This window comes from Bradyrhizobium sp. STM 3561 (assembly GCF_045571455.1).
Lineage (GTDB): Bacteria > Pseudomonadota > Alphaproteobacteria > Rhizobiales > Xanthobacteraceae > Bradyrhizobium > Bradyrhizobium vignae.
In genome coordinates, this window is sequence record NZ_CP120695.1 from 7,029,994 (window position 1) to 7,054,980 (window position 24,987).

The following is a 24,987-nucleotide window of genomic DNA, read 5'->3' on the forward strand; positions in this document are numbered from 1 at the left end:
CGTAAAATGGCCGGGGAGGAGTTCGCCCATGACATTCGTCTATCCCACGGACAGCAACAAGGCGCATCCGCTGCCGCTGTCGCCCGACTACAAGAGCTCGATCAAGCGGGCGCCGAACAAGCCCTTGATCCCGATGCGCCACACGTTGTCGGAGCTGACCGGCCCGGTCTACGGCCACGAGACCGTGCGCGAGGGCGACAACGATCTTACCACCCAACACAGTGGCGAGCCGATCGGCGAGCGCATCATCGTGCATGGCCACGTGCGAGATGAGGACGGCCGCGGCGTGCCGAACTCGTTGATCGAGATCTGGCAAGCCAATTCCTGCGGCCGCTATATTCATGTTCGCGATCAGCATCCGGCGCCGCTCGATCCGAATTTCACCGGCGCGGGCCGCACCGTGAGCGATGCTTCCGGCTATTATCGCTTCGTCACCATCAAGCCCGGCGCCTATCCCTGGGGCAATCACCACAATGCGTGGCGGCCCGCGCATATCCATCTCTCGGTGTTCGGCTATTCCTTCGTCACGCGCCTCGTGACGCAGATGTATTTCCCGAACGATCCCTTGTTCCCGTTCGACCCGATCTTCAATTCGGTGCCGGACGAGAAGGCGCGGGCGCGGATGGTCTCGTCTTTCGATCTCGAGAACACGAAGCCCGAATGGGCGCTGTGCTACCGCTTTGACATCGTGCTGCGCGGCAAGAACGCCACCCCCATGGAGAACCACTAAGTGCAACAGTCTGTGAAACCCGACGGGATCACCCCATCGCAGACGGTCGGTCCGTTCTTCAAATACGGCCTGACGCCGAACGGCGAGTACGCCTGGAACGACGCGTTCACCAACTCGACGCTGACCCCGGACGTCTCAGGCGACCGCATCCGCATCGAGGGTCGGGTATTCGATGGCGATGGCGTTGCCGTGCCGGATGCCATGCTGGAAATCTGGCAGGCGGACGCGCAAGGCCGCTTCTCCGACCCGCAGGACAAGCGTGCGCTGCCGAACGCGAGCTTCCGCGGCTTTGCCCGCTGCGGCACCGACAAGGATGGCAACTATTCCTTCGAGACCATCAAGCCCGGCGCGGTGCCGGACCCCGACGGCAAACCGCAGGCGCCGCACATTCTGCTTGCGGTGTTCGGTCGCGGCATGCTGCGGCATCTCTACACCCGCATCTATTTCAGCGACGAGGCCGGCAACGCCGCCGATCCCGTGCTGGCGCTGGTTCCGGCCGACCGTCGCGCGACGCTGACCGCGGTCCGTGAGCCCGGCAAGCCGGTCTACCGGCTCGACCTGCACCTTCAGGGCGACGACGAAACGGTGTTCTTCGACGTGTAAAGAATGCGTGCCGGCTGTATCCGCAGCCGGCATGCTCTCCTCATCCAGCGCAATTGAGCTGCTTGCTGCCTTTGCATCAGAAAAACGCCCTTCTTCGTGCTGTGTGTCACTCTCACTGACTCAAATCCGGTCGTCTCGCCACATAGCTCTCCGGATTTCCTGGCACGCAATTTCCGCGTGCAGCAATCCCGTGTTTACCGCAGTCGTTTAGGGTCTGCTTGTACTCGACCTGCGTCACCGGATTGTTCCATGAAAATTCGTCCTTCGCTTTCTTCGGCGATCATTGCATTCGGCGAACCAGACCAGCTGGCGGCCCACGGTGAACGCCTGGCCCAGCTCCGCAAGGATTACGACGAGCGCAAGGCGTTCTGGGTCTCCTCCAGCCTCTCGGCCGATCTCAAGACCGCGCTGGTGTCGAAGTCCGATGCGGAGGTGCAGAAATTCTGGAAGGCGACCGAACAGCTGCGGTCGGTCGTCGTGCGGACCGTGCGCGACTCGGCCGCGGCAGCCTGAGCCCGGCGGCAAATCGGCCGCTGGTGCCCGGGAGCGTGATCGTGCAGTATGGCGCGGGACAAGGGCATCGTGGTTCATGACATCTCCACAATTGCCGGCGGTCGTTGAGCCCGCCCGACTGACGGCCGCGCTGCGCAGGGCCGGCGTGCTGGACGCCGGCGCGGTCCGCGAAGTGAAGGTGTTGCATCAGCACGACACCGTCGTGTCGCATATCATCCGTCTCGGCTTGCGCTATGTCGGCGAATCCGCCGGCGCCCCGCAGTCGCTGATTCTGAAGACCGCAAATGCAGCATTCGCCGAGAAGCTTGCCAATGGCGGCCGGCGGGAGGTGGAATACTACACGCAACTGACGCCAAGCATGCCGCCGGGACTGGTGCCCCGCTGCTTCGACGGACATTTCGACGAAGACAGTCTCACTTGGCATCTTCTGCTCGAGGACCTCACCGACAGCCACGCCATCGCAATGGCTTGGCCGGTGCCGCCATCGCGCGAGCAGACGTTCGCCATCGTCACCACGCTCGCGCGCTGGCATGCAGCCTGGTGGGACCATCCGAGCCTCGGCGGTGCTGTGGGTACCTGGGCGAGCACGGAGGACAGCGCGCAGCGCATGGAGACGTTTGCGGGCCATTATGACCGTTTTGCCGATCTTCTTGGTGATCGCCTCAGCGAGGAGCGGCGGATCCTCTACCGTCGCCTGATCGATCAGTCGGACCGGCTGTCCCAGCGTTACCATTCACGCCGACACGTCAGCATCACGCATGGCGACGCCCACACCTGGAATTTCCTGCTGCCGCGCGCGGGCGTCGCCGATACCGTGCGCATCTTCGATTTCGATCTTTGGAGCATCAACGTTCCGACCCACGACCTCGCCCATATGATGGCCGTGCATTGGTATCCGGAACGCCGGCAGGCGCTCGAACGCCCGCTGCTCAATCTCTACCACGACACGTTGATGGAAAGCGGCATCAGCGGCTACACGCGCGGCGCGCTCGATCGCGACTACCGCTGGGCGGTGCTCTGGCAAATCACGAAGCCAATCTGGCAGTGGAGCATCAACATCCCGCCGGTGATCTGGTGGAACAATCTGGAGCGGGTGATGATGGCGGTGGAGGATTTGGGGTGTGAGGAGTTGTTGGGGTAGGCGGCGCCACAAGCTCGATGTCGTCGCCCGGCTTGACGGGGCGACCCAGTATTCCAGAGACGTTCCTGTGATACGGAGAAGCCGCGGCGTACTGGATGCCCCGATCAAGCCGGGGCATGACACCTGTTGCTACTCCATTACCGCGTGTTCCGGTCCCGCCGCCTGCTTGCGCAGCGTGGCCTTGGTGGAGCCGATCAGTAGAGCGAGCGGGATGGTGCAGAGGATGAAGACCATCACGAGCTGGTAGTCGTGCGAGAAGGCGATGATCTGCGCCTGCACGCTGACCATCCGGTCCGCCAGGGCGCGGCCGGCGTCGGTGGACAGATTGATCAGGCCACTGACGCTGGGCATCTGCAGCGCGTGGTTGAACGGGTTGACGTGCTCGGAGAGGATCGCATAGGTCCGCCGCGTCCCCTGCGTCAGCTCGGCGATGACGACGGAAATGCCGACCGAACTTGCGACGTTGCGCATCAGGGTCAGCATGGCGGTGCCGTCGGTGCGCAGTTCGTTCGACAAGGTCAGGAACGCTACGGTCGAGAGCGGCACGAAGACGAGGCCGAAGCCAAAACCCTGGATGACGCTGACCGTGACGATCTCCGGCACCTGGGTCAGATCGGTCCAGCCGGTCATCTGGTACAGCGAGCCCGCGGTCAGCGTCAGGCCGGTGATGATCAATGTGCGCGCTTCGAAATAGCGCATCATCCGGCCGACCAGCATCATGGCGAAGAAGGTGCCGAAACCGCGGCTCGCCAGCAGCAGGCCGGCGGTGATGATGGGATAGCCGATCACGTTCTGCATGTAGGGCGAGGCCAGCGCCATGGTCGAGAACAGCACGAGGCCCATCACGATCATGAACACGCAGCCGGTGACGAAGTTGCGATCCCGAAACAGCGCAAAGCGGATGAACGGCGTCGAGGTCGTGAAGGAGTGGGCGAGGAAGAAATAGAAGGCGACGGCCGCGACGATGAATTCCGCGACGATCTCGTTCGATTCGAGCCACCCCAGCTGCTCGCCGCGGTCCAGCGCGAGCTGCAGCGCGCCGATCGCGATCGCCAATGCGGCGAAGCCGAACCAGTCGAATTTGAGGCTGAGATCTTTCCGGGTCTCGTCCATGAAGACGATCAGACCAAGCACGGTGATGGCGCCGAACGGCAGGTTGACGAAGAACACCCAGTGCCAGGAATAGGTCTCGGTGAGCCAGGCGCCGAGGGAGGGGCCCATGATCGGGCCCATCATCACGCCCATGCCCCAGATCGACATCGCCTTGGCACGTTCCTGGAGCGTGTAATAATCGAGCATGACCGACTGCGACAGCGGCACCAGGGCGGCGCCGAACACGCCTTGCAGCAGGCGGAACAGCACCATCTGGTTGATGTCTTGCGCCAGACCGCACAGCACCGATGCCATGGTGAAGCCGGCCGAGCAGATGATGAAGATGCGCTTGCGGCCGAAGCGGTTGGCGATCCAGCCCACCGGCGCCGTCATGATCGCCGCGGCGACGATGTAGGAGGTCAGCACCCAATTGATCTGATCCTGCGAGGCCGAGAGGGTGCCCTGCATGTAGGGCAGCGCGACGTTGGCGATGGTGGTGTCCAGCGCCTGCATGATGGTCGCGGTCATGGCGCAGATCGTCACCATGTTCCGGCGCAGGCCGGGGACCATCAGGTTGGCGTTGGGGCCGGACATCGTGGCGGATCCTTAGTCTTTGTCCTGGCCCGCTGTCGCCGACAGGCCGAGCAGGCCGGCGAGCGAGCGCCGATGGCCGGTGTCGATGGTGGCGTAGACGCTCATGCCGGCTTTCAGTTTCCGCACATATTTGTCGGTCTCGTCGAAATAGATGCGGATCGGGACGCGCTGCACCACCTTGACGAAATTGCCGGTGGCATTTTGCGGCGGCAGGATCGCGAATTGCGCGCCGGTGCCGGGCGAGAGCGAGCCGATCTTGCCCTTGAAGACGTGGTTCGGGAACGCATCGACCTCGAGCGTGACGGGCTGGCCTTCGGTGACATAGGTAAGGTCACTCTCCTTCGGATTGGCGTCGACCCAGGGATGGGCGACGTCGATGATGGAGAACACCGGCGTGCCGGCGGCGACGAAACGGCCGAGCTGGATCTGTTCCACCTGCGTCGCCACGCCATCCATCGCCGCGCGCAGCACGGTGTGTTCGAGATTGCGCTGGGCATCTTCGAGCTTGGCCTTGGCCTGGACGTAAGGCGGGAATTGCTCCAGGGGCAGCTTGGGATCGCCGAGCAATTGCGTCTTGGCGTTGGAGAGCTGCTGCTTGATGAACTGCGCCTGCGCGCCCGCGGTGACCAGCGCGTTGGATGCATTGTCGAGGTCGAGCTGCGAGCCGTAATTGTTCTTCACCAGCGCCTGCTTGCGCTCGACGTCGCGCTGCTTCAGGTCGACGCCCTGCTGGGCGAGGTCGAGCATGTCGCCGTAGATCTTGATGTTGGCGACGAGGTTGTCATAGGTCGTGCGGGCCTGGGCGAGCTGCGCCTTGGCCTCGTCCACCGCGAGGCGGAACGGCACGGGATCGATCTCGAACAGCTCGTCGCCCTGCTTGACGGCCTGACCTTCCTTCACGACGACTTTCAGGATCTTGCCGGAAATATCGGGGGTTACCAGCACCTTCTGGGCGCCGACATAGGCATCGTCAGTCCCGACATAGCGGCCGCCATGCAGATAGAAAGTGAGGCCGCCGATGGCGGCGACGAGAGGCAGCACGACCAGAAGCAGGAAACGGCGATAGCGGCGCAGGCCCGCCACCAAGCGGCGGCGCGGATCGGTGCCGGCCTTCTTGGTCGGCTTGCCGCTGTCAGCCTTCTGCTCGGGCTGGAATTTGAGGACCTGATCAGCCATAGCGCTGCTCCTTACGCGCTTGTTCCGCCCCAGAGGCCTGGATCGCGTTTCGCACGTTTTCCTTGATCGTTTCGAGTTGGACGAGAAGGCGGTGAGCGTCCGCCGGGTTGATGCCGTCAAGCGCGTTCGCGGTCAGCTCCGATTTCAGGCCGCTCATCCTGCCGAGCAGCTGCCGCCCGGCCTTCTTCAGGTAGAGACGTTTGACGCGGCGGTCCGAGGCGTCGCTGCGGCGCTCGATCCAGTCGCTGTCGCAGAGCTTGTCGATCAGGCGTGTCAGCGTGATCGGCTGCACCTCGAGCAGCTCGGCGAGTTCCGATTGCTTCATGCCCTCGCTGCGCTCGACCTTGGCCAGCACCGCCCATTGCGCGCGGGTGATGCCGAAGCGCGAGGCCTCCTTGTCGGCATAGACGCGCAGCAGGCGGTAAAGCTCGGCGAGCGTAAACAGGAAGTTCTGGTCCACGGACCCGCGGCTCATAAGCTTGGCCTCCAATAAGCTTGTATATAATAAGCAAGCTTATGATTATTTCATGGCGGATTAGCGAGACGCTGTCCCGCGGGATAAGCATGGCTGACAGCCGATGGTCGGTCGCGCTTTGGGTTCCACCGCCGAAATGCTAGAAGGTAGGCCAGATGACCCTCGCGAAGCCGGCCTTTCCCGCGCCCGACCACGATCACGGCCGCTGCACGGCGGACGCGTTGGCGCATGCCGAGGAGGTTTGCGCGCAGCGTGCGCAGAAATTCACGCCAATCCGCCGCCAAGTGCTGAGGGCGCTGCTCTCCAGCCACCGTCCGCTCGGCGCCTATGAGGTGATCGACGAACTCGCCAAGTCGATGCCGCGGCCGGCGCCGATCACGGTCTATCGTGCACTCGATTTCCTGATGGCCAACGGCCTCGTGCACCGCATCGAGAGTCGCAATGCCTATCTGGCCTGTGCCGCCCATGATCATGACGCGACCTCGGCGGTGGCGTTCCTGATCTGTGAGCGCTGCGGCTTGGTCGGCGAGATCCCCTCGGCGTCCTTCGCCAAGGACCTCAACGCGGCCGCGCGCAGCTCGGGTTTCGTACCAAAGCTGTCTGTGGTGGAGATCACGGGCGTCTGCACGCATTGTCAGAAAGTCTCTTAGAAAGATGGAATCAGGTCGAGCCAAAGCGGCGGTGCCCACCTCTCCCAAAGGGAGAGGTCGCGCCGAAGGCGCGGGTGAGGGGCTTCGCTCTCTCATGGGGCCGGCGCCCCCTCACCCGATTTGCTTCGCAAATCGACCTCTCCCCGACGGGGAGAGGTAAAGAGCCCGCGGCCTATCGAATTTAGCAACAACGGCGCAAAGCCGGATCTCAGGAAGAAATGTCCGCACCTCAAGCCATACCGCCTGCCGGCCGTCCTCTCAGTGCCGGCGCCATCGCCCTGATGCTCATGCTGTGCCTGACCTGGGGGTTCAACCAGATCGCGGTGAAGCTGGTGCTGCCCGACATTCCGCCGATGCTCCAGGCCACCATCCGCTCGATGGGCGCGCTGCCGGTGCTGTTCATCATCGGCACGCTGCGCGGCGTGAAATTCTTCGAGCGTGACGGGACGTGGAGGGCCGGCCTGATCGCCGGGCTGATGTTCGGCATCGAATTCGTGCTGATCTTCCAGGGACTGCGTCTCACCTCTGCTTCGCGTGCAGTGGTGTTCCTCTATACGGCGCCGTTCTTCGTCGCGCTCGGCTCGTACCAGGTGCTCGGAGAGCGGCTCGGCGGCTCGCAATGGCTGGGCTTGGCCATCAGCTTTGCCGGCGTGGCGCTGGCGATCGGCGTGCCGCAGCCCAATGTCGATTCGCATGTTCTGCTCGGCGATCTCATGGTCGTCGGCGGCGCCGCGCTGTGGGCGGCGACGACGCTGGTTGCCAAGGGCACGCGGTTGCGCTTCGCCGCGCCCGAGAAGGCGCTGGGCTATCAGGTCGCCACCTCGATCCCGATTCTGGGGATGGCGGCCTGGCTGTTCGGCGAATCCATCACGCACATACCGGCGCCGTTGTCGCTCGGCCTGATGGCTTTCCAGGCAATCTGGGTGGTGGGAACCACGTTCACGCTTTGGTTCGCGCTGGTGAAGGCCTATTCGGCCAGCAAATTGTCCGCTTTTACCTTCATCACCCCTTTGTTTGGCGTGGTGGGTAGCTATTTCATCATGCACGACACCCTGAGCCTGACATTCGGGGCCGCCGCGGTCCTTGTAATTGCAGGGCTTTTTCTGGTTAACCGTCCGAGCCAAACGGCTGCGGCGCCGCGTGATGCATTGCTGAACGTCACCAAAACCTGATATTTGGACCTCATGAACAAGCTCGAAAACTCTCTCGATTCCGACATCGCGGGCCCCGCGCCCCGGCACAAGACCACCCAGGTGAAGGTGGGTAACGTCGCCGTGGGCGGCGGCGCGCCGATCGTCGTGCAGTCGATGACCAACACCGACACCGCCGATGTCGACAGCACCATCGCCCAGGTCGCAGCGCTCGCGCGCGCCGGCTCCGAAATGGTCCGCATCACCGTGGACCGCGAGGAAGCCGCGGCCGCCGTTCCGCACATCCGTGACGGCCTCGCCAAGCGCGGCATCACGACGCCGCTGATCGGCGACTTCCATTATATCGGCCACAAGCTGCTTGCGGCCTATCCGGCCTGCGCCGAGGCGCTGGCCAAATACCGCATCAATCCCGGCAACGTCGGCTTCAAGGACAAGCGCGACACCCAGTTCGCCGACATCATCGAGATCGCGAACAAGAACAACAAGCCGGTGCGGATCGGCGCCAATTGGGGCTCGCTCGACCAGGAGCTTTTGACCAAGCTGATGGACGAGAACGCAGCATCACCCAATCCGCGCGACGTGCGCGCGGTGACGCGCGAGGCCATGGTGCAATCTGCGCTGCTCTCGGCCGCGCGCGCCGAAGAGCTCGGCATGCCCAAGGACCGCATCATCCTCTCCGCAAAAGTCTCGGCGGTGCAGGATCTGATCGCGGTGTATCAGGATCTCGCGGCGCGTTCCGACTACGCCATCCATCTCGGCCTCACCGAGGCCGGCATGGGCTCGAAGGGCATCGTGGCGTCCTCGGCTGCGCTCGGCATCCTGCTTCAGCAAGGCATCGGCGACACCATCCGCATCTCGCTGACGCCGGAGCCCGGCGGCGACCGTACCCGCGAGGTGCAGGTCGCCCAGGAGCTGTTGCAGACCATGGGCTTCCGCACCTTCGTGCCGCTGGTTGCAGCCTGCCCCGGCTGCGGCCGCACCACCTCGACCACGTTCCAGGAGCTGGCGCGCTCGATCCAGGATTTCATCCGCGACGAGATGCCGACCTGGAAGACGAAATATCCTGGCGTGGAAGAGCTCAACGTCGCGGTGATGGGCTGCATCGTCAACGGCCCCGGCGAATCCAAGCATGCCAATATCGGCATCTCGCTGCCCGGCACCGGCGAAGCCCCGGCCGCGCCCGTCTTCGTCGACGGCAAGAAGTTCCGCACGCTGCGCGGGCCGACCATCTCCGCCGACTTCAAGGCGCTGGTGATCGACTATATCGACCAGCGCTACGGCCAGGGCGCCAAGGTGCCGGTGACGGCGGCGGAGTAGGTGTCTTTCGATATCGAAGCGTAGGGCGGGTTAGCGTAGCGTAACCCGCCTTATTTTTTGCGCGCGCGAAGTGGCGGGTTACGCTTCGCTAACCCGCCCTACATTGTTACGATGCCTCCCAATCAACAACGATCGGGAGACACGCCATGAGCTCACTCGCCGGCAAGCAGGGCCCGCGCTATCGCCACACCGCAGAAGACGGCGCCCCATACGAGACGATCCAGGTCGAAAAGCTCACCCCCATCATCGGCGCGGAAATCTCCGGCGTCGATATCGGCAAGCTCGTCGATGCTGACACCCGCTCCAACCGGCAGATGGACGAGATCCACCGTGCGCTCGCCGAAAACCTCGTGATCTTCTTCCGCGACCAGCACATCACGCCGCAGCAGCACCTTGCCTTCGGCCGCAAGTTCGGCGAGTTGCATTTCCATCCCGCCGCGCCGCACGAGGACGAAGATCCGGCGCTGATGAAGATCTACGCCGACAAGGACTCGCCGCGCGCCAATGGCGAGGGCTGGCACTCCGACGTGTCCTGCGATCTCGAGCCGCCGATGGGCTCGATCCTCTACATCAAGCAGTGCCCTACGCGCGGCGGCGACACGCTGTTTGCCAACATGTATGCAGCCTATGAGGCGCTGTCGGACCGCATGAAAGCCTATCTCGACGGGCTCACCGCGCTGCACGATGGCGAGCCGATCTATCGCGGGCTCTATGCGAATTACGGCGTCGCCGACCGTCCCTCCTATCCGCATGCCGAGCATCCCGTGGTGCGCACGCATCCCGTCACCGGCAGGAAAGCGCTCTATGTCAACCGCGGCTTCACCCGGCACATCAACGGCATCCCGCGCGACGAGAGCGATGCGATGCTCGCCTATCTCTACCAGCACGCCGAAAATCCGCTGTTCCAGTGCCGCTTCCGCTGGACCGAGAATGCCATCGCCTTCTGGGACAACCGTTGCACCCAGCACCGCGCGATGTGGGACTACTGGCCGCACACGCGATCAGGGACGCGCGTGACGGTGAAGGGGGAGCGGCCGGTCTAGACTCCAGCTCCACAAATTATGCCCGTCAGCGCTCACAAGCAGGGCCTTGTGCGCTGAAGGTCTGGCATGCCCTCGCGCACGATCCGATAAACTTGCCGTTCTGTGAACCAGCTTACATTGCCTCGGCAGGCTGATCGCCTAGGCTCGCGCGTAGAAATGGAGAATTGCGCATCGGATCACAACCTTAAGTATTCGGGAGCATCACATGGCCAAGGCGGGCAAGCAAAAGTCGACGACGGCCGGCAAACGCAGGTCGGCGAATTCCGACCGCACCCGGCGGGCAAAGGCCGCCCGACCCGAGCAGATCTCGGTCTTCATCAGCTATGTCAGTGAAGACCGGGAGCTGGCCGCGAGCTTCGAGGCTGAGCTACTGCAATTGTTTGCCGTCGCTGCGTCACTTCCTCCGGTCAAGGTGTTCCGCGACGTCGGGAGCATCGGAAAGGGGTCGGACTATCGTACCGTGATTACCAACGCATTGGATGAGGCTGACATTCTCCTGGTGATCCTGACGGACAGGCTCAAACCGAGCTTCGCGTTTCCGGGCTTCGAGGTCGGCTATTTCGCGAGGTCGCTCGAGGAGCGTCCGAAGATCCACGGCAACATCCCCAGAAGAATTCTTCCGATTTCAATTGGTGCGGCGAACCAAACCACGCTCGACTATCTCCAGGCGATCAAGATCGACGAGAATCACATATTCACGGTGCCGGGCATGAGCGCGGCCGAGCCATCGCCAAATCCCGTTTTCGCGCTGCTGGCGGATATCTCGGCGACGGCGGATGCCGTGCTCGGGAGGCACGGTGGCGCAAGTGGCGGTGTCAGCAAGCAGGATGAGCTCTGGCGGCAGAAGCTCGTCTCGTCTGCCGCAAGGCTGTACAGCTGCATTCAGGTGTATCTGGAATCGCGCGTCTCCTCGGAAACCTATCCGGAGCGGAAGATCATCCTCCACAGTGACGCGCCTCCGATGATCGGGCCGGACGGAGTGGATCTGTCGAAGTTCAAGATCGAGATGGTCGGAAATTCCTTCCAGGTCTTTGGGTTCCCGGAGGAAAAGAATCGCTTTTTCGGCTGGAATGCGTTCATCAACAGAATGCCGGCCGAGATGAGCGGAACATGGGCCGAAGGCATCAGGACGCTGGCTACCAACGCGCTCCAGGGCGGCGACGAGAACTATCTTGTCGTCGCGACGTCCAAGGGGGACGATGCATATCGGCTCTTCGTGTCCCGGGTCGTGACCTATGTGAGCAAGAAGACCGAAATCCACATCTACATCGTCAAGATGATCGTCCGGCACTATGGCGATCCTCTGACGTCTCGCCTTCTGAGTGCCATCAACATCGGCCTCGAGTTCAGATTCCTCTTCCTGGAGAGGAGCAGCCAATACAGGCCGGCCAGGTTCGATTTCCCGCTGGCGCCGGATACGTCCAAGGAGATGGATGCCTGGAAGTCAGCCGTGACCCAGTTGCTCAGCCACATGAACATGATCCTGCGGGAAGCTCAGGATCAGCACCTCATGGACGCGGATGTTCTCGACAAGATCTGGGGTGTTGGCGGCGGCCCACGCGTGCGCCAGATGATGGCCGCATGGGAGAGCGCGCGAACGAAGCTCTTCGTGGCAGCCCAGCAATTGCTGGCGTCCAACGCATCGGACTTCCCGGACACACAGGAGCCGTTCAGGATCGCGCTGCGCGAACTTCAGGCCACCACGGAGTCCATGAACCGGGAGTACACGTTGCGCGCTCTCCAGGCCATTGCGGAAGAAGTCGAACAGCTTCCTCCGCAGACGCAATCTCCGCCGCGTGCCGCCTAGGGACGGGCGAGCCGCACGAGCTGACTCGTCTTGCGACGGAGGCGGTGCCACAGCGTTGACGCGTGGTCAGGTCTGCGCCAATCTTCCCGAAAACGAAATCGGGAGGATCCACCATGTTCCGCGCCGAGGACAACGAATTCCTCGCCGAGTCCGGCCCCGGAACGGCAATGGGCGAACTGTTGCGCCGCTTCTGGATTCCCGTGCTGCTGTCCGGCGAGCTCCCGGAGCCCGACGGCGAGCCGAAGAAGATCGTGCTCGGTCGCCCCAGGATCGCAGCAGCGGAGTAGCGCTTGGGGCGGTTGCGGAGCATCATCGTCGGGTTGGTCGCATTGACCTTGCTGTCGCCGCTTGCGACTGTTGGCAGCGGCGAGGCCGTTGCCGCGCGAAAGACTGCGAGACCCAAGCCCAAGCAGCTGTCACCGGCCAAATGTGAGATGCCTAAATTTCGGATCGTCGTGGATGTCGGGCACACCCCGGACTCCTACGGCGCACTGAGCGCGCGCAATGATCCGGAGTTCGGCTTCAACTTCCGCCTCGCCAGACTGATCACAGCGAAGCTCAAGTCTGAAGGCTTTGCCGAAACCCGCCTGCTCGTCACGGACGGCAAGGCACGGCCGAGCCTGTTCAAGCGCATCAGTGCCGCGAACGAAGTCCACACCGATCTGTTCCTGTCGGTCCATCATGATTCGGTGCCGGACAAGCTGCTCGAAACCTGGGAGTTCGACGGCGCAAAGAGCTATTTCAGCGATCGTTTTTCGGGTCATTCGCTGTTCGTGTCGCAGCAGAATCCGCACTTCGCCAGCAGCCTGATGCTGGCCCGGATGATCGGCAAGCAGCTGAAGGAGCAAGGCCTGCACTATGCCGGCCAATACACCCTGCCGGTGATGGGCCGCTATCGCCACCAGCTGCTCGACAAGGATGTCGGCGTCTATCGCTATGACGGGCTCGTCGTGCTGTCGCGGACGCGGAGCGCCGCCGTGCTGCTCGAGGCCGGCTCGATCATCAATCGGGATGAGGAAATGGAGATGAACTCGCCGGAGCGGCAGGAGGTCGTCGCGGGAGCCGTCGCGGCTGCAATGAGGGAGTTTTGCGAGAGGCGGTAGTTGGCTCGGCCGGTCCAGCAGCCGCAATGAGAAGGAAGCTACAGCGGCCCGCCTCGATATTCGCGGTTCGCCAGACTCGCCTCCTCCAGATCCAGATCGCGTTCGATCCGCCGCCGCGTCTCGTCGGTGATCTGGCCGTCGCGCAGGAGGTTGTGGATGAATTTCCTTTCGGCGGCGATCAGGTCGCGGGTCAGCGCGGTGCCGGCGGCTGAAACGTCGTGGTGGTTGGGATCGAGCGAGTCCGGGAGCTGGCTGACGCGGATTTCGTGTCGTGCGCGCAGCAGCCGCATCACTTCTTCGGACACTTCCTTTTGCGCGGTCAGCGCGTCGAGTGATTCCAGAGCGGCCTCGAGCGCCTGGCGGCGGGCGGCGATCTCGGCTTCGTGCGCAGCGGCATGCTCGTGGCGGCCGGCTTCGGCGACACCGAGCCAGCGCACGACCGGCGGCAGCGTCAGGCCGACGCCGATCAGCGTAACGAAGATGACACCGAAGGCGACGAACAGGATCAGGTCGCGAGACGGAAAGGCCTCGCCGCCCGGCAGTGTGAACGGCAGCGCCAGCGCGGCAGCCAGCGACACGGCGCCACGCACGCCGGTGAAGGCGAGCACGAACGGCCATTGCCATGGCGGCGACGGGTCGCGCGTACGCAGCGATTTGGAGAGCATCCGCGGCAGATAGGTCGCGGGATAAAGCCAGGCGAAGCGCGCGATCACGACGATGACCAGGACCACCGCAGTCGCGATGAGAATGTCATCGAGCGGGAAGGCTTTTGATTTCTCGTACAGCGTGCGCATCTGGAAGCCGGTGAGCAGGAACAGCATTCCCTCGATCAGGTAGATCACGAGATCCCAGAAGAAGATGCCCTGCAGGCGCGTCGCCGACGAGATCAGCAACGGCCCGTTCCAGCTCACATAGAGGCCGCAGGCGATGGTCGCGATCACGCCGGAGCCGCCGACGTGCTCGGGCAGCCAGTAGGAGACGTAGGGTGTGATCAGCGACAGCGTCAGCTCGACCTGCGGATCCCCGGACCATTTGCGGAATCGCAAGGAGAGCCAGCCGATGCCGATACCGAAGGCGATCTCGCTCGCGACGATCAGGAGGAACTCGCCGGCCGCGAGCGGCAGTGAGAAATTCCCGACCATGATCGCCGCGAGCGCGAAGCGGTAGAGGATCAGCGCAGTGGCATCATTGGCCAGTCCTTCACCCTCCAGGATGACCAGGAGCCGGCGTGGCATGTTGAGCCGGCGCGCGATCGCGAGCGGCGCCACCACGTCGGGTGGCGCAACGATGGCTCCGAGCAGGAACCCGATGGCCCAGGGCAGGCCGATCACATAATGCGTGGCGGCCGCCACCATCGCGGTGGTGAAGATCACCGCGCCGACCGCGAGCAGCACGATCGGACGCAGATTGTTCTTGAACTCGCGCCAGCTCATGGCGACGCTCGCCGAGTAGATCAGCGGCGGCAGCACCATGAGGAGCACGAGCTCTGGTGGCAATTCCACCGTGGGCATGCCCGGCACGAAGGCGAGGCCGACGCCGGACAGCATCAGCAGAATGGCAGGCGCGATGTTGAAGCGGCGCGCGGCAAGTGCGGTGCCTGCCAGCACGGCGAGCAAGATGAGAAAAGTCTGAAACTTCGCTTCCATGATGGTCTGTCTTGACCCGGAAGCGGCCGTACCGTCAATGCGCGGCTGACGCCAGCCGGTCGGTCAGCATCCTGCCGATTTGCGCAAACACGCCGGCGATCTTCGCCGGGGTCGGCGTGCCGCCCTGGACGTAGGCCGTGATCAGGACCGGCGTGTCGGGCTTCGGCCAGGCCACGGCGATGTCGCCAGCTGCGTCCTTGCCATTGTAGCCGGTCTTGTCGCCGATCTTCCAGCCTGCGGGCAGGCCGCCGCGCAGCCGGTTCGCGCCGGTCTTGCAGTTCACCATCCATTCGGTGAGCTGAACGCGGGATTGCGCCGACAAGGCTTCGCCCAGCACCAGCCGGCGCAGATTGTTCGCCATCGCCGCCGGCGTCGTGGTGTCCTGGGGATTGCCGGGCGGAGAGCGGTTGAGCTCGGGCTCGTCGTGGTCGAGCCGCGAGGTGGTGTCGCCGAGCGACCGCCAGAATCCAGTCAGCGCGGCGGGGCCGCCGATCCGCGCCAGCAGCAGATTGGCGCAGGTGTTGTCGCTGAGCTCGACGATGGCCTTGCACATCTCGCCGACCGACATCTTGCCGGCTGCGAGGTTTTCCCTAGCCACCGGTGCGTATTCCAGCAGATCCGCCTGACCGTAAGGGATCATGGCCGCGAGTTGCTCCTCGCCGCGATCGACCCGCCCCAGCACGCAGGCCGCCAGCGAAGCCTTGAATGTCGAGCACATCACGAACCGCTCGTCGGCGCGCCAGGCAAGCTTTTTGCCGTTCACCAGATTTTGCGCATAGAGCCCAACCCGCCCGCCGCTTTCACGTTCATAGGTTTCGAGCTCTGGCGGCGCCTCCGCGGCAAGCGCGGGAGAAGCGGCCATGCAGCAGAGTGAGACGAGCAGGGAACGGCGGTCGAGAGGCATGGGAGGCTTTCAGGCAGTGGAGCTGGGGCGGGGTGGGATTCAACGCACGGTTCATCGAACCGTCATTGCAATGACGGAGAATCGAGAACGAGTGCGCCAGATTTCAGGCAGCGAAGCGCCGAGAGACCCCTCACTCCCTCAGGTCGTACCGATACGATTTCGATACGATCTGCCAGCCGTCGGCGAGCTTCATCGCCACCAGATAGTCGGTGAAGTAGCGCGGCGGCAGCTGGCAGCGCACCTTGATGAAGGCGGTCTTTTCGTCCGAACGGTCGATGGTGACGATAAAGTCCTCGCGCGGCTTGCCTTCGGCTTTGGCCGAGGCGCGCTTGCGCACGCGGTCGAGCCAGTCGGGCACTGTCAGAACCTGGAGCTCGCCCTTCTCGACCCAGCGCAGATCGGCGGAGGGATGGAAGATGACGCCGAGCTTTTCGGCGTCTCCCTCATAGAGTCCGTCAAAGTAGGATTGCACGACGGATTCGACGCTCGACCGGTCCTGGCTCATGGGTCATTCCTCTGCATGATGGCTTGGGGCGAACTTAGTCGTAGACATCAAAATGCGCTATGGGTGTCTCTCGCCAATTGCGCAAGGACGCTGGAATGATCGGATCAGAGAATTCGAATGCTCGTATCCTCGCCGGCGAATGCTATTGCCGCGCCGTGCGCTTCGAGGTGGCGGACGCGTTCTCCTATGCGATGAACTGCCACTGCTCGAACTGCCGTCGCACCACCGGCGCCGCGTTCAAGCCGTTCGCCGGCATCGCGCACGACAAGCTCCGCATCGTCCGCGGCTGGGACCGGCGGATGATTTTCGGCGACGATACCACCCATGACGCCCATTGTGCCCGCTGCGGCTCACTGCTCTATTCCCGGGTACGGGAAGGACAATGGGTCCATGTCGCCATGGGAACCCTGGTCGATGCCCCCTCGATCCGGCCGAGCGCCCATATTTTTGTGGGATCGAAGGCGCCCTGGCACGAGATTACGGACAATCTGCCGCAATATCGGGAGCACATCGGGGTTGTCTGACGGAACCGGTCCGCGCGACCATTCGGCGGCGAACCGCGACAGCGCTGGCGCGACAAACATATTGGGCTCATCCGGGCTGTCGTCGGCGTCCCCTTCGTGACCTCCATCACAAGCGCGGGCGATGGATGTTGCTAAAGCGGCCCCAAAGGGCCCGAACGGCCCGGAACCATCGGAAGTCGTGTCATGCGCAGTTTGCTCAGACTTTGTCCGCTTTTCGTCGTCCTCGGCCTCCTGTTCGGCGCCGGGCCCGCTTTCGCCGGAAAACGCGTCGCGCTGGTGCTCGCCAACTCGGCCTATCAGCACGCGCCCTCGCTCGCCAATCCCGTCAATGATGGGGCGGTGATGGCGAAGACGCTGAAGGAGGCCGGCTTCGACGTCGTCGAATCCTGGCACGATCTGTCGGCGCTGGACACGCGGCGCGTGCTGCGCGACTTCGCCGACGCGACCCGCGATGCCGATATCGCCGTGGTCTATTACGCTGGCCACGGCATCGAGGTCGAGGGCTCGAACTATCTGATCCCGGTGGATGCCAAGCTCGAGCGCGACACCGACGTCTACGACGAAGCGCTCTCGCTCGACCGTGTCCTGGTCGCGGTCGAGCCTGCAAAGCAGCTTCGTCTGGTGATCCTGGATGCCTGCCGCGACAATCCGTTCGGCAAGCAGATGAAGCGCACGATTGCCTCGCGCGGCATCGGCCGTGGCCTCGCCCGGATCGAGCCGACCAACTCCAACACGCTGATTGCCTATTCGGCCAAGGCCGGTTTCACGGCGCAGGACGGCAACGGTGCCAACAGCCCGTTCACGATCGCACTGTCGAAGCATCTGACGACGCCGGGCCTCGACGTCCGCCGCGCCTTCGGCTTCGTGCGTGACGACGTGCTCAAATCGACCGGCAACAAGCAGGAGCCGTTCGTCTACGGTTCGCTCGGTGGCGAGGACGTGCCGCTGGTACCGGTCAAGGTGACAGCCGTAGCGCCGGCATCGCCTGTGGCGAATCCCCAGGCTGATGTCCGCCGCGACTACGAGCTCGCGCTCCAGGTCGGCAACAGGGCGGCCTTGGAAGCCTTCGTCGCCCAGCACCCTGACGGCTTCTATGCGAACCTCGCCAAGCTCCAGATCGACAAGATCCAGGCCGAGCAGGCCCATGCGGCGGCGATCGAATTGGCGAAGCAGGCCGAGGTCGAACGCGATCGTCTCGCTGTGCTCGGCGCGCAGAAGGAGGCGTTGGCCAAGGCTGCGGCCGACGCCAAGGCCGCCGAACAAGTGCAGCTTGCAGCGCAGAGGGCCAAGGAACAGGCGCAACAGCAGGCCGCCGCCGCCGAGCAGCAGCGCGTCGATCTCGCCGCCGCCGTGCCGAGCACCCCGCCTACCGGCACGGCGAGCCCGGTCGGCACCAACGTCGCCTCGCTGACCCCGGCGACCGCGCCGGCCGATCTCAACCGCTTGGTGCAGACCGAGCTCGGTCGCGTCGGGTGTTTCTCCGGGCAGGTCGACGGCAATTGGAATGCGTCCTCGCAGCGATCGCTGTCACAGTTCAACCGCTATACCGGCACCAGGCTCGACGTGAAGGTGGCAAGCACCGACGCGCTCGATGCAGTCAAGTCAAGACCGTCGCGCGTCTGTCCGCTGGTCTGCGAGCACGGCTTCAAGGCCGATGGCGACAAATGCACGAAAATCGTCTGCCGCGAAGGCTATGTGGTCAACGACGACAATGAGTGCGAGAAGCAGCGTGCAGCCAAGCCGGCCAAGCCTGCGACGGCCAAGCGCGACGACGGCGATGGACGTCCTGCACGACAGCGTCGTCAGGCCGGAGGTGCGGCTGCTGGAGCTGGGGGCGGTTATGGTGCTGCTGCTGGCATCGCTGCTGCCGCTGGTGCAGGCCGCGCCGCCGGTGGCGGGCAGGTCTTCTGCAATAGCGCGGGCTGTCGCCCGGTCAGCCGCGGTTGCCATCTGGAATATCGCGGCGGCGGTGGCCCCGGCAACGATGCGAATGCAGAAGTGTGCCGTTGAAGGCCGTGCTGATCGAGATCGTCGTTCCGGATGGAGACGACATCAGCTCGCAATCGCGCTCGCCGCGATGTTCACCGTCAGGGCCAACAGCGCCGTATTGTAGATGAACGACACGATCCCGTGCGCTGTGGCCGTGCGGCGGATCGTCTTGTCGGTGATGCCGACGTCGGAGACCTGCGCGGTCATGCCGATCACGAAGGAGAAATAGACGAAATCCCAGTAGTCGGCGTGGTCCTCCTTGTCGCCGCTCGGAAACTGAAGGCCACCTGCCGTACCGTGCCGATAATAATCATGCGCGTAATGCAGTGCGAAGATCGTGTGCACGGCCGCCCACGACAGCGCGATGGTGGTGATCGCGATCGTCAGCTCGAGAACGCCGCGATGCGGCGTGCCGAGCTCGGAGACGATCGCCGCGATGCTGGCGAAAGCGCCGGTCGCCGTCACCAGCAGGATCACGAAGCGGCCGTCATCCTGCATCGCGGCGGCGCGGCGGATGTGCTGATGGTCATTGCACAGCATCATCGCATAGACCAGCACGAGATAGACAGTGATCAGCGCATCCCAGCCGAATAGGAGCCGTGTCACCAGCCGGTATGACCCCGGCAGCAGCAGGCAGACCAGAATGCCGACCGCGAGCGCGGTGAAGGTCCGCGGCCGCGCATAGATGAGCCGCATCGGCCGCGACATCTTGCGGAAGCGGACGAGGACGGGATCTTCCTTGTCAGTGGCCATGACGGTGACGGCTCTCTCACGGTTGCCGCGACGGCAGTCTGCTCCCTCGCCCGATGTTCAAGCTGCGCTTGAAGATCGACCTCTCCCCGCAAGCGGCCGCAAGCGGGGAGAGGTGGAGATCGCGCGCAACGTCAATTCTTCCGTTCGGCGACGAAGCGCGCCGCGGCCTGCAACACGGCGGCGCGGTCGCCGAAGATCGACACGGCGCTGTCGGCGCGCGCGAGCAGATCGCGCACGCGCTGCTTGGCACCTTCGATGCCGAGCTGGGTGACGAAGGTGGTCTTGCCGAGCGCCGCGTCCTGGCCCGAGGGCTTGCCGAGTGCGGCCGCATCGCCTTCCACGTCGAGCAGATCGTCGGCGATCTGGAAGGCTTCCCCGAGCGCGCGGCCGTAATCGTCGAGCGCCTGATATTCTTTCTGCGAGGCTTGGCCGAGGATCGCGCCGGCGATGCAGCCGTAGCGCAGGAGCGCACCGGTCTTCATCTGCTGAACGCGGGCCACATCGATCGGCTCGTTGCCGCCAAAGCGGCCTTCGCCAGCGAGATCGAGGATCTGGCCGCCGACCATGCCGCCGATGCCGGCGCAGCGCGCCAGCGCGCGCGCCAGCAACAGCCGCACATTGGCATCGCGATGGACCTCGTCGCGCGTGATGATGTCGAAGGCGAGCGTCAGGAGGCCGTCGCCGGCGAGGATCGCGGTGGCGTCATCGGTCTTCTTGTGCAGGGTGGGGCGGCCGCGACGGAGGTCCGAATTGTCCATCGCCGGCAGATCGTCATGGATCAGCGAATAGCAGTGGATGCATTCGAGCGCCGCGCCGGCGAGCAGGGCCGCCTCGCGCGGCACGCCGAACACGGCCGCGCTCTCGACCACCAGGAACGGCCGCAGGCGCTTGCCGCCATTGAGGCTCGAGTAGCGCATTGCGTCCATCAGTCGCTTGGGCCGGGCGATCTCGTCGTGCAGGATGTCGTCCGACAGCAGGCGAGCGAGCAAGGCCTCGGTGTCATCAGCGGTCTTGTCCAGACGCTTGGCGAAATCGGACGGGGACGTGCCGGTCATCAAGAAGGGCTCCAGAACTAAAATTCGGCCGGACAATCCTTTATGCGCCTGCCCCAGTCAATCGTTTGGAAGGCCTAAAAAGTGCTGGAAAAGGCCCAGATTATCACAGACTTAATGGTCCAGCCCGTGGCCGCGGTTCGGTTTGCACCGGAAAGGTCGATTTGCGCATCGTCAAAATCCTGCTGGTAGCGATCGCGGTCGTGGTTCTCGCGCCTTATGTGATCGCGCCGTTTTACCGCGCCGGCCACCCTGTTTCGACGCTGATGGCCTGGCGCAGTCTGCGGGGCGCGCCGATGCAGCGGCAGTGGATCGATCTGGCTGATATGTCGCCGTATCTGCCGCGCGCGGTGGTGGCGGCCGAGGACGCCCATTTCTGCAAGCATCACGGCATCGATTGGGGCGCGCTGCGCGAGGCGATCGACGACGCGAGGGAGGACGGCACCGCCTTCCGGGGCGCCTCCACCATCACCCAACAGGTGGCGAAAAACCTGTTCCTGTGGCAGGGGCGCGATTTCATCCGCAAGGGGCTCGAATTCCCGCTGGCCCTGTGGATCGATCTCGTCCTGCCCAAGCCGCGGATTCTCGAGATTTACCTCAACATCGCCGAGCTCGGCCCGCAGGGGCAGTTTGGGGTGGAGGCGGCCAGCGCCTATGCCTTCGGCAAATCGGCCGAAGACCTCTCCCCCCGGGAGGCCGCACTTCTGGCGTCGATCCTGCCGAATCCGGTCAAACGCAGCGCCCGGATTCCCGGTCCAGGCGTGCGGCGACTGGCGGCCACCTATATGGCGCGAGGGCAGGCGAGCTCGCTGGCGACCTGTTGGCGCGAAAATCGCTGATTTTGGGACCGTTCCGGGCGTATTTTCCAGCCCAAGAGCCTAGCTTTACGGCCAGCCTTCCTCTATAAGCGCGGCCTTGATCGGCATTCAGCTCGCCTCGTATTGCGGGTGCTGAGCCGTCCCTTCGCGGACGATGCCCTGATGACACCAATCCCTAGAGGATATTGAAATGGCCGTTCCGAGAAGAAAAACCTCGCCGTCGCGCCGTGGCATGCGCCGCTCGGCAGACGCCATCAAGAAGCCGACCTATGTGGAAGACAAGGACTCCGGTGAGCTCCGTCGTCCGCACCATCTCGACCTCAAGACCGGCATGTACAAGGGCCGGCAGGTCCTGAAGAAGAAAGAGTCCTGAAGCCAGGACCTTTCCTCAGGCGAGAGATTGGACCCGCCTGGTTTCGGCCAACCCATGGGATACGGTGACGGCGGCGGAGCAAATGCTTCGCCGCTGCATTGTTCTGTCCGGATATCTTGATCGAGAAGGCATCTCGCCGATGGTCGGTTTCCCGCTGCTCCTGATTCCGCTCGCGGTCTACAACATCATCGCCTTCCTGATGCCCAGCGTGTCCTTCTCGGATGTGCTGTTCAAGGTGCCGATGATCACGGGCGAGAGCTGGCCGGTCACGCTTGCCGATCTCCTGCTCGCGCTCGGCGTGGTGCTGCTGCTGCTCGAGGTGGTCAAGGGCGCGCGACCGGGCTCGAAATTCCTGATGGATCATTTGCTGTCGCTGATCATCTTCGGCGCGGCCGCAGCCGAATTCGTGATGTGGCCGAAATTCGGCAACTCCACCTTTTTCCTGCTGGTGCTGCTGGCGATGGCCGACTTCCTCGGCGGCATTGCCCAGCGCACGCGCCGCCGCGTCACCTATGTCGCCGAGACCACGGTGCCGGCACCACGCAAGGCCAAGCGCAAGGCCGAAGCACCGGCGGATGATGCGGAGGCCGCCTCCAAGTTCGAGCCGGTGATTGCGCCGCAGCCCGCGCCGCCGGCCCCCTCGGCGCAATCCGTCGCCGAATCCGTGCTGATGGATCATCCTGCGCCAAAGCCGGTGCAGGGCGCCCCCTCGCCGGAAATTCCCTCGCCGCATCTTCAGCCGGGCAACGGCACGCCGTCCTCGCCGGATACACCGCCGCGCTGATCAAGCCACCTGCCGCGTCCGCGCGGCGACGCTTCCCAGTGGCTGCTTGCTGCCATAGGCCGTCCGCGCATCCTCGGAAGAGGCGCGGCGGAGCCGGCTGGTCTGGGGCAGATATTCGGCATTGGCGATGAGCTGAGTAACGAAGCTTGGATCGGGACGCGGCAGCGGCGCCTTGTGAACCCACTGCAACGTCGGCATCAGCGGCACCAGGGCCGTGCCTGTGCCGTTGTCCGCCGTGTCCAATCGATCCGTACTCAACATCGCAATCACCGTCGATCCGGCAAGCTTGTCGCGTTTCGGGACGCGGGTGCCGGTGCGAGTCCTGTACTCGCAAGGCCTATGCCGGCCGGGCCGGTTTGGTTCCCGGCGCTTCGGAAACGTGGTTTCCAAATTGTTTATCAACTTTGCTTAGGGTCGGGGACGAATCTGGTTCTATTCTGGGCCGGTTCAGGACTTCTCCACTGTCCCAAAACGAGGCGATTTTGACTCCTGCATTGCCGCAAGCCTCCGACATCCTGGCCGTGCTCGGTCAGGCGGTGTTCGCCTGGGACATCACAAGCGATGCCATCGTCTGGGGTGAGCAGGTCGCCACCATCTTTCCCGGCATCCCCGCCGAGCGGCTCGCGACCGGCGCCGAATTCGCCAAGCTGATCGAGCCCGCGCAAACGCTGCGGACCGCAGCTCTGGCGCAAACCTCCGCCGTGCATGGGGCCGATGGCACGCCCTATCGCGTCGAGTATGGCGTGCGCATGAGCGCCGGCGATCCCGTCATCTGGATCGAGGAGACCGGCCGCTGGTTCGCTGGTCCCGACGGCCGTCCCGTGCGCGCGATCGGCTCCGTCCGCATCAACAATGAACGTCACGCCCGCGACGAGGAGCTGACGAGGCTGGCGCGTCTCGATCCGCTGACCGGCGAGCTCAACCGCTCGCATCTGATCGCGGCGCTCGCCGAGACGATTGAGGAGACCACCCGCTTCCGCTCGACCGCGGCTTTCATGCTGGTCGGCATCGATCATCTCGCCCGCGTCAACGATGCCTTCGGCTTCGACGTTGCCGATGCCGTGATCCTCGACATTGCCAAGCGCATTCGCTCGCGCCTGCGCGGCGGCGACGTGCTCGGGCGCTTCTCCGGCAACAAGTTCGGCCTGATACTGAAGAACTGCACCGTCGACGACATGAACGTCGCCGCGGAGCGCTTCCTCGCCGGCATCCGCGACGAGGTGGTGCCGACGAAATCCGGCCCGGTCTCGGTCACCGCCTCGATCGGCGCGGTCAGCCTGCCGCGCTATGCCCGCAATACCGACGAGGCCGTCAACCGCGCCCATGAAACGCTGGATGCCGCCAAGCGCCGTCGCGCCGGATCGTTCGCGGCGTGGCGTCCGGATCCGGCGCGCGACGCACAGCGCCGCGTCAACATCCGCGTCACCGACGAGATCGTCACCGCCCTCAACGAACGCCGCATCAGGCTCGCCTATGAGCCCGTGGTCTCGGCCGCCTCGCGCGAACGCGCATTCCATGAATGCCTGGTACGGATGGACCAGGGCGATGGCCAGGTGCTGCTTGCGCCGGACATCGTGCCGGTCGCCGAGCGGCTCGGCCTGATCCGCCTTGTCGATCACCGCGTGCTCGAGCTCGTGGTCGCCGAGCTTGCGGCCGCGCCCGACGTTTGTCTCAGCCTCAACATCTCGCCGGATACCACCATGGATCCGGATTGGTGGGCGGGGATCGAATCGCTGATGCAGGCGCATCCCGGTGTTGCCGAGCGGCTGATCGTCGAGATCACCGAGACGGTCGCAATCCAGGACATCGACGACGTTCGCGCTTTCGTCAGCCGCCTCAAGCATTTTGGCAGCCGCATCGCCATCGACGATTTCGGCGCCGGCTACACCTCGTTCCGCAATTTGCGCAAGCTCGGCGTGGATATCGTGAAGATCGACGGCGCCTTCGTGCAGAACATCACCCATTCCTCCGACGACCGCGCCTTCGTGCAGACCCTGATCGACCTCGCCCGGCGCCTCGACATCAAGACCGTCGCCGAATGGGTGCAGGACGAAGAGGCCGCAAGCATGCTGGGCGACTGGGGCTGCGACTACATCCAGGGCCGCCTGATCGGGCTTGCCTCGTCCGAGCGGCCGTGGGGTGTGGCGTCGGAGAACGCGCTCCCTGCGGCGGGTTGAGGTGCCGTGGGGTGGGCAAAGGCGGCGCACTTGCGCCGTGCCCACCAGCTCTCCAACAATGCGGCGC

25 protein-coding genes and 1 pseudogene are annotated in these 24,987 nt (G+C 64.1%); 17 read left to right on the forward strand and 9 right to left on the reverse strand.

Features of this window, described 5'->3' with window-relative positions; genetic code table 11:
* Positions 1-28 precede the first annotated feature (28 nt).
* The 4 genes and pseudogenes from pcaH to P6U28_RS33345 all read left to right on the forward strand — a co-directional run bounded on the left by pcaH (position 29) and on the right by P6U28_RS33345 (position 2,987).
* Positions 29-730: a protocatechuate 3,4-dioxygenase subunit beta gene (gene pcaH / locus P6U28_RS33330; RefSeq protein ID WP_122406228.1), complete on the forward strand. Its 702-nt coding sequence runs from the start codon at positions 29-31 to the stop codon at positions 728-730.
* A complete protein-coding gene (pcaG, locus tag P6U28_RS33335; protein ID WP_407120544.1) occupies positions 731-1,333 on the forward strand; it encodes a protocatechuate 3,4-dioxygenase subunit alpha in 603 nt (200 codons plus the stop codon).
* 276 nt (positions 1,334-1,609) lie between these two features.
* Positions 1,610-1,783 (forward strand): annotated as a pseudogene (locus P6U28_RS33340) (methyl-accepting chemotaxis protein); the annotation flags it as partial.
* Positions 1,784-1,922: 139 nt separating this feature from the next.
* Positions 1,923-2,987 carry a phosphotransferase gene (locus tag P6U28_RS33345; protein ID WP_122406226.1) on the forward strand — a complete coding sequence of 355 codons (1,065 nt, stop codon included), beginning with the start codon at positions 1,923-1,925 and terminating at the stop codon, positions 2,985-2,987.
* Positions 2,988-3,116: 129 nt separating this feature from the next.
* Here the strand turns inward: P6U28_RS33345 and P6U28_RS33350 are convergent, their stop codons facing one another.
* Genes P6U28_RS33350 through P6U28_RS33360 form a run of 3 tightly spaced genes read right to left on the reverse strand, consistent with a single transcriptional unit; the run spans position 3,117 to position 6,324 of the window.
* Positions 3,117-4,673, reverse strand: a complete 1,557-nt coding sequence (locus P6U28_RS33350) for an MDR family MFS transporter (RefSeq protein ID WP_407120545.1) — start codon at positions 4,671-4,673, stop codon at positions 3,117-3,119.
* A 12-nt stretch (positions 4,674-4,685) separates the two neighbouring features.
* Positions 4,686-5,849, reverse strand: coding sequence for an HlyD family secretion protein (locus tag P6U28_RS33355; RefSeq protein WP_407120546.1), 1,164 nt, complete (start codon positions 5,847-5,849; stop codon positions 4,686-4,688).
* Positions 5,842-6,324: a MarR family winged helix-turn-helix transcriptional regulator gene (locus tag P6U28_RS33360; protein ID WP_122406222.1), complete on the reverse strand. Its 483-nt coding sequence runs from the start codon at positions 6,322-6,324 to the stop codon at positions 5,842-5,844. The genes P6U28_RS33355 and P6U28_RS33360 overlap by 8 nt, the downstream gene beginning before the upstream one ends.
* 155 nt (positions 6,325-6,479) lie before the next feature.
* On the opposite strand from P6U28_RS33360, the gene P6U28_RS33365 reads away from it, so the two are divergent.
* The 7 genes from P6U28_RS33365 to P6U28_RS33395 all read left to right on the forward strand — a co-directional run bounded on the left by P6U28_RS33365 (position 6,480) and on the right by P6U28_RS33395 (position 13,395).
* Positions 6,480-6,974 carry a Fur family transcriptional regulator gene (locus P6U28_RS33365; protein ID WP_122406221.1) on the forward strand — a complete coding sequence of 165 codons (495 nt, stop codon included), beginning with the start codon at positions 6,480-6,482 and terminating at the stop codon, positions 6,972-6,974.
* Positions 6,975-7,192: 218 nt separating this feature from the next.
* Positions 7,193-8,146 carry a DMT family transporter gene (locus P6U28_RS33370; RefSeq protein ID WP_407120547.1) on the forward strand — a complete coding sequence of 318 codons (954 nt, stop codon included), beginning with the start codon at positions 7,193-7,195 and terminating at the stop codon, positions 8,144-8,146.
* Between the two features lie 12 nt (positions 8,147-8,158).
* Positions 8,159-9,442, forward strand: coding sequence for a flavodoxin-dependent (E)-4-hydroxy-3-methylbut-2-enyl-diphosphate synthase (ispG, locus tag P6U28_RS33375; RefSeq protein ID WP_122406219.1), 1,284 nt, complete (start codon positions 8,159-8,161; stop codon positions 9,440-9,442).
* Positions 9,443-9,588: 146 nt separating this feature from the next.
* On the forward strand, positions 9,589-10,485 hold the full coding sequence (locus P6U28_RS33380) for a TauD/TfdA dioxygenase family protein (protein WP_407120548.1): 897 nt from the start codon (positions 9,589-9,591) through the stop codon (positions 10,483-10,485).
* A 205-nt stretch (positions 10,486-10,690) separates the two neighbouring features.
* Complete coding sequence (locus P6U28_RS33385; RefSeq protein ID WP_407120549.1) at positions 10,691-12,292, forward strand: toll/interleukin-1 receptor domain-containing protein; 1,602 nt, start codon at positions 10,691-10,693, stop codon at positions 12,290-12,292.
* Positions 12,293-12,405: 113 nt separating this feature from the next.
* Entirely contained in the window at positions 12,406-12,579 is a 174-nt protein-coding gene (locus P6U28_RS33390) for a hypothetical protein (RefSeq protein WP_244607842.1), read from the forward strand.
* Positions 12,580-12,582: 3 nt separating this feature from the next.
* Positions 12,583-13,395 (forward strand): N-acetylmuramoyl-L-alanine amidase, encoded by an 813-nt coding sequence (locus P6U28_RS33395; RefSeq protein ID WP_407120550.1) that lies wholly within the window; start codon positions 12,583-12,585, stop codon positions 13,393-13,395.
* A gap of 38 nt (positions 13,396-13,433) precedes the next feature.
* Here P6U28_RS33395 and P6U28_RS33400 read toward each other — a convergent pair whose 3' ends face one another.
* The 3 genes from P6U28_RS33400 to P6U28_RS33410 all read right to left on the reverse strand — a co-directional run bounded on the left by P6U28_RS33400 (position 13,434) and on the right by P6U28_RS33410 (position 16,450).
* A complete protein-coding gene (locus tag P6U28_RS33400) occupies positions 13,434-15,041 on the reverse strand; it encodes a Na+/H+ antiporter (protein WP_407120551.1) in 1,608 nt (535 codons plus the stop codon).
* A gap of 34 nt (positions 15,042-15,075) precedes the next feature.
* Complete coding sequence (bla, locus tag P6U28_RS33405) at positions 15,076-15,945, reverse strand: class A beta-lactamase (protein WP_407120552.1); 870 nt, start codon at positions 15,943-15,945, stop codon at positions 15,076-15,078.
* 130 nt (positions 15,946-16,075) lie between these two features.
* On the reverse strand, positions 16,076-16,450 hold the full coding sequence (locus P6U28_RS33410; RefSeq protein WP_407120553.1) for a nuclear transport factor 2 family protein: 375 nt from the start codon (positions 16,448-16,450) through the stop codon (positions 16,076-16,078).
* Positions 16,451-16,545: 95 nt separating this feature from the next.
* Here P6U28_RS33410 and P6U28_RS33415 point away from each other — a divergent pair, with 95 nt between their 5' ends.
* Together P6U28_RS33415 and P6U28_RS33420 are read left to right on the forward strand one after the other, a co-directional pair.
* Positions 16,546-16,974 (forward strand): GFA family protein, encoded by a 429-nt coding sequence (locus P6U28_RS33415; protein ID WP_122406213.1) that lies wholly within the window; start codon positions 16,546-16,548, stop codon positions 16,972-16,974.
* A gap of 183 nt (positions 16,975-17,157) precedes the next feature.
* Positions 17,158-18,984 carry a caspase domain-containing protein gene (locus P6U28_RS33420; RefSeq protein WP_407120554.1) on the forward strand — a complete coding sequence of 609 codons (1,827 nt, stop codon included), beginning with the start codon at positions 17,158-17,160 and terminating at the stop codon, positions 18,982-18,984.
* Positions 18,985-19,026: 42 nt separating this feature from the next.
* Here P6U28_RS33420 and P6U28_RS33425 read toward each other — a convergent pair whose 3' ends face one another.
* Both P6U28_RS33425 and P6U28_RS33430 read right to left on the reverse strand, forming a co-directional pair.
* On the reverse strand, positions 19,027-19,716 hold the full coding sequence (locus P6U28_RS33425) for a DUF1345 domain-containing protein (protein WP_407120555.1): 690 nt from the start codon (positions 19,714-19,716) through the stop codon (positions 19,027-19,029).
* A gap of 131 nt (positions 19,717-19,847) precedes the next feature.
* A complete protein-coding gene (locus tag P6U28_RS33430; protein ID WP_407120556.1) occupies positions 19,848-20,771 on the reverse strand; it encodes a polyprenyl synthetase family protein in 924 nt (307 codons plus the stop codon).
* Positions 20,772-20,932: 161 nt separating this feature from the next.
* On the opposite strand from P6U28_RS33430, the gene mtgA reads away from it, so the two are divergent.
* The 3 genes from mtgA (at position 20,933) to P6U28_RS33445 (ending at position 22,743) form a co-directional block, all read left to right on the forward strand.
* Positions 20,933-21,607, forward strand: a complete 675-nt coding sequence (mtgA, locus tag P6U28_RS33435; protein WP_122406209.1) for a monofunctional biosynthetic peptidoglycan transglycosylase — start codon at positions 20,933-20,935, stop codon at positions 21,605-21,607.
* A gap of 169 nt (positions 21,608-21,776) precedes the next feature.
* On the forward strand, positions 21,777-21,959 hold the full coding sequence (gene rpmF, locus P6U28_RS33440; RefSeq protein ID WP_007598106.1) for a 50S ribosomal protein L32: 183 nt from the start codon (positions 21,777-21,779) through the stop codon (positions 21,957-21,959).
* A 139-nt stretch (positions 21,960-22,098) separates the two neighbouring features.
* Complete coding sequence (locus P6U28_RS33445) at positions 22,099-22,743, forward strand: hypothetical protein (protein WP_162500521.1); 645 nt, start codon at positions 22,099-22,101, stop codon at positions 22,741-22,743.
* Here P6U28_RS33445 and P6U28_RS33450 read toward each other — a convergent pair whose 3' ends face one another.
* A complete protein-coding gene (locus tag P6U28_RS33450) occupies positions 22,744-23,004 on the reverse strand; it encodes a hypothetical protein (protein ID WP_162500520.1) in 261 nt (86 codons plus the stop codon).
* A 221-nt stretch (positions 23,005-23,225) separates the two neighbouring features.
* Between P6U28_RS33450 and P6U28_RS33455 the strand changes: the two genes are divergently transcribed.
* Positions 23,226-24,920, forward strand: a complete 1,695-nt coding sequence (locus P6U28_RS33455; RefSeq protein WP_407120557.1) for an EAL domain-containing protein — start codon at positions 23,226-23,228, stop codon at positions 24,918-24,920.
* Positions 24,921-24,987 lie beyond the last annotated feature (67 nt).

Bases quoted from the DNA above. Each gene is read 5' to 3' on its own strand.
- P6U28_RS33430 (WP_407120556.1), bottom strand. From the start codon at position 20,771: ATGACCGGCACGTCCCCGTCCGATTTCGCCAAGCGTCTGGACAAGACC.
- P6U28_RS33390 (WP_244607842.1), top strand. From the start codon at position 12,406: ATGTTCCGCGCCGAGGACAACGAATTCCTCGCCGAGTCCGGCCCCGGA.
- P6U28_RS33350 (WP_407120545.1), bottom strand. From the start codon at position 4,673: ATGTCCGGCCCCAACGCCAACCTGATGGTCCCCGGCCTGCGCCGGAAC.
- P6U28_RS33365 (WP_122406221.1), top strand. From the start codon at position 6,480: ATGACCCTCGCGAAGCCGGCCTTTCCCGCGCCCGACCACGATCACGGC.
- P6U28_RS33380 (WP_407120548.1), top strand. From the start codon at position 9,589: ATGAGCTCACTCGCCGGCAAGCAGGGCCCGCGCTATCGCCACACCGCA.
- P6U28_RS33450 (WP_162500520.1), bottom strand. From the start codon at position 23,004: ATGTTGAGTACGGATCGATTGGACACGGCGGACAACGGCACAGGCACG.
- pcaH (WP_122406228.1), top strand. From the start codon at position 29: ATGACATTCGTCTATCCCACGGACAGCAACAAGGCGCATCCGCTGCCG.
- rpmF (WP_007598106.1), top strand. From the start codon at position 21,777: ATGGCCGTTCCGAGAAGAAAAACCTCGCCGTCGCGCCGTGGCATGCGC.
- ispG (WP_122406219.1), top strand. From the start codon at position 8,159: ATGAACAAGCTCGAAAACTCTCTCGATTCCGACATCGCGGGCCCCGCG.
- P6U28_RS33425 (WP_407120555.1), bottom strand. From the start codon at position 19,716: ATGGCCACTGACAAGGAAGATCCCGTCCTCGTCCGCTTCCGCAAGATG.
- P6U28_RS33445 (WP_162500521.1), top strand. From the start codon at position 22,099: ATGGTCGGTTTCCCGCTGCTCCTGATTCCGCTCGCGGTCTACAACATC.
- P6U28_RS33385 (WP_407120549.1), top strand. From the start codon at position 10,691: ATGGCCAAGGCGGGCAAGCAAAAGTCGACGACGGCCGGCAAACGCAGG.
- P6U28_RS33355 (WP_407120546.1), bottom strand. From the start codon at position 5,849: ATGGCTGATCAGGTCCTCAAATTCCAGCCCGAGCAGAAGGCTGACAGC.
- P6U28_RS33420 (WP_407120554.1), top strand. From the start codon at position 17,158: ATGCGCAGTTTGCTCAGACTTTGTCCGCTTTTCGTCGTCCTCGGCCTC.
- bla (WP_407120552.1), bottom strand. From the start codon at position 15,945: ATGCCTCTCGACCGCCGTTCCCTGCTCGTCTCACTCTGCTGCATGGCC.
- P6U28_RS33400 (WP_407120551.1), bottom strand. From the start codon at position 15,041: ATGGAAGCGAAGTTTCAGACTTTTCTCATCTTGCTCGCCGTGCTGGCA.
- P6U28_RS33370 (WP_407120547.1), top strand. From the start codon at position 7,193: ATGTCCGCACCTCAAGCCATACCGCCTGCCGGCCGTCCTCTCAGTGCC.
- P6U28_RS33415 (WP_122406213.1), top strand. From the start codon at position 16,546: ATGATCGGATCAGAGAATTCGAATGCTCGTATCCTCGCCGGCGAATGC.
- P6U28_RS33360 (WP_122406222.1), bottom strand. From the start codon at position 6,324: ATGAGCCGCGGGTCCGTGGACCAGAACTTCCTGTTTACGCTCGCCGAG.
- P6U28_RS33345 (WP_122406226.1), top strand. From the start codon at position 1,923: ATGACATCTCCACAATTGCCGGCGGTCGTTGAGCCCGCCCGACTGACG.
- P6U28_RS33410 (WP_407120553.1), bottom strand. From the start codon at position 16,450: ATGAGCCAGGACCGGTCGAGCGTCGAATCCGTCGTGCAATCCTACTTT.